We start from the raw sequence: 2,500 nt of genomic DNA, 5'->3' as shown, positions 1-2,500 counted from the left end.
GTAACAGCTCACTGGTCTAGTCAAGGGTCTTTGCGCCGAAAATGTAACGGGGCTGAAGCCATGCACCGAAGCTGAGGATTCCTCTTTGAGGAGTGGTAGCGGAGCGTTCCGTAAGCTGATGAAGGGATACCCGTGAGGGGTCCTGGAGGTATCGGAAGTGCGAATGTTGACATGAGTAACGATAAAGAGGGTGAGAGACCCTCTCGCCGAAAGACCAAGGGTTCCTGCTTAAAGTTAATCTGAGCAGGGTTAGCCGGCCCCTAAGACGAGGCGGACACGCGTAGTCGATGGGAACCACGTTAATATTCGTGGGCCTGGTGGTAGTGACGGATTGCTTAACTTGTTCACACTTATTGGATTGTGTGGGCGGGGACGCGGTTCCAGGAAATAGCTCCACCGTACAGACCGTACCCGAAACCGACACAGGTGGTCAGGTAGAGTATACCAAGGCGCTTGAGAGAACTATGTTGAAGGAACTCGGCAAATTGCACGCGTAACTTCGGAAGAAGCGTGACCCTTATATGCGCAAGCATGTGAGGGTGGCACAGACCAGGGGGTAGCGACTGTTTACCAAAAACACAGGGCTCTGCGAAGTCGCAAGACGACGTATAGGGTCTGACGCCTGCCCGGTGCTGGAAGGTTAAGAGGAGGGGTGCAAGCTCTGAATCGAAGCCCCAGTAAACGGCGGCCGTAACTATAACGGTCCTAAGGTAGCGAAATTCCTTGTCGGGTAAGTTCCGACCTGCACGAATGGCGTAACGACTTCCCCGCTGTCTCCAACATAGACTCAGTGAAATTGAATTCCCCGTGAAGATGCGGGGTTCCTGCGGTCAGACGGAAAGACCCCGTGCACCTTTACTATAGCTTTACACTGGCATTCGTGTCGGCATGTGTAGGATAGGTGGTAGGCTTTGAAGCAGGGACGCCAGTTCTTGTGGAGCCATCCTTGAAATACCACCCTTATCGTCATGGATGTCTAACCGCGGTCCGTTATCCGGATCCGGGACAGTGTATGGTGGGTAGTTTGACTGGGGCGGTCGCCTCCGAAAGAGTAACGGAGGCGCGCGATGGTGGGCTCAGACCGGTCGGAAATCGGTCGTCGAGTGCAATGGCATAAGCCCGCCTGACTGCGAGACTGACAAGTCGAGCAGAGACGAAAGTCGGTCATAGTGATCCGGTGGTCCCGTGTGGAAGGGCCATCGCTCAACGGATAAAAGGTACGCCGGGGATAACAGGCTGATGACCCCCAAGAGTCCATATCGACGGGGTTGTTTGGCACCTCGATGTCGGCTCATCGCATCCTGGGGCTGGAGCAGGTCCCAAGGGTTTGGCTGTTCGCCAATTAAAGCGGTACGTGAGCTGGGTTCAGAACGTCGTGAGACAGTTCGGTCCCTATCTGCCGTGGGTGTAGGAATATTGACAGGATCTGTCCCTAGTACGAGAGGACCGGGATGGACATATCTCTGGTGGACCTGTTGTCCTGCCAAGGGCATAGCAGGGTAGCTATATATGGAATGGATAACCGCTGAAGGCATCTAAGCGGGAAACCAACCTGGAAACGAGTGTTCCCTATCAGAGCCGTGGAAGACGACCACGTTGATAGGCCGGGTGTGGAAGTGCGGCAACGCATGAAGCTTACCGGTACTAATAGCTCGATTGGCTTGATCGTTCCCATTGCCAGTGCTCATCTCCCGCTGAATGCGAAAGCATTCATGCGGTATGAGCCTCTAAAAAACGTGTTCAAACACGCCAGCTTCTCAAAACGTCCATGCAAAAGCATGAACAGCAAGCTTCGGCCACCCGTCGCCTCGAACTCGAGGTGACCGTATGGCCGGCTGATGTCCCCTTCGAGCGGCAAGCGAGAAGGACAAGGCATATCAGCCACAAAGAAGCGACTTGAGCTGTCCATGCGGAACGCATGGACAGCTCAAGTTGCGCTTTGCCGACCTGGTGGTTATGGCGGGGTGGCTGCACCCGTTCCCTTTCCGAACACGGCCGTGAAACGCCCCTGCGCCCATGGTACTTCGTCTTAAGACGCGGGAGAGTAGGTCGCTGCCAGGTCTGCTAATCGCAACTCCAGGCTAAATCGATGAAATCGATTTATGCCTCGCTAAATTGCTCTGCAATTTATGCCTCGCTAAACCGCTTCAGCGGCTTATGCCTCACAAAATCTTCTCGTCACACTCCGAAATACGGCCAGGCCGTGTTACAATAGGCCGCTAACGCGGCCTTTGTCGCTTCTGAAGGGAAGCGCAAACGCTTCTGGAATTTGGTGGGAACCGCAAGGATGCCCACACGCGATAAACCCTTCGGGTTTACGCTGGAAACACACGATAAACCGCTCTGCGGTTTACGTGGACGCGACAAACCGCGTAGCGGTTTGCGCTGGTAGCGCGATAAACCCTCCGGGTTTACGCTGGTAACGCGGGGTGGAGCAGCCCGGTAGCTCGTCAGGCTCATAACCTGAAGGCCGCAGGTTCAAATCCTGCCCCCGCAACCA

At 54.9% G+C, this 2,500-nt stretch carries 1 tRNA gene and 2 rRNA genes (1 of these 3 cut by a window edge); all 3 read left to right on the top strand.

The annotated features are described in order from the left end of the window. Nucleotides 1–1,669, top strand: a 23S ribosomal RNA gene (locus tag FBZ99_RS32850) (it extends 1,247 nt beyond the left edge of the window). Between the two features lie 277 nt (nt 1,670–1,946). Further along, nucleotides 1,947–2,061: ribosomal RNA gene (rrf, locus tag FBZ99_RS32845) — 5S ribosomal RNA — on the top strand. 362 nt (nt 2,062–2,423) lie between these two features. Next, nucleotides 2,424–2,500: transfer RNA gene (locus FBZ99_RS32840), tRNA-Met, on the top strand.

This window comes from Rhizobium sp. ERR 1071 (assembly GCF_007828675.1).
GTDB classification, from domain to species: domain Bacteria; phylum Pseudomonadota; class Alphaproteobacteria; order Rhizobiales; family Rhizobiaceae; genus Rhizobium; species Rhizobium dioscoreae.
Note: the sequence above shows the minus strand (reverse complement) of the source record. Positions and strands in the feature narration are given on the sequence as shown.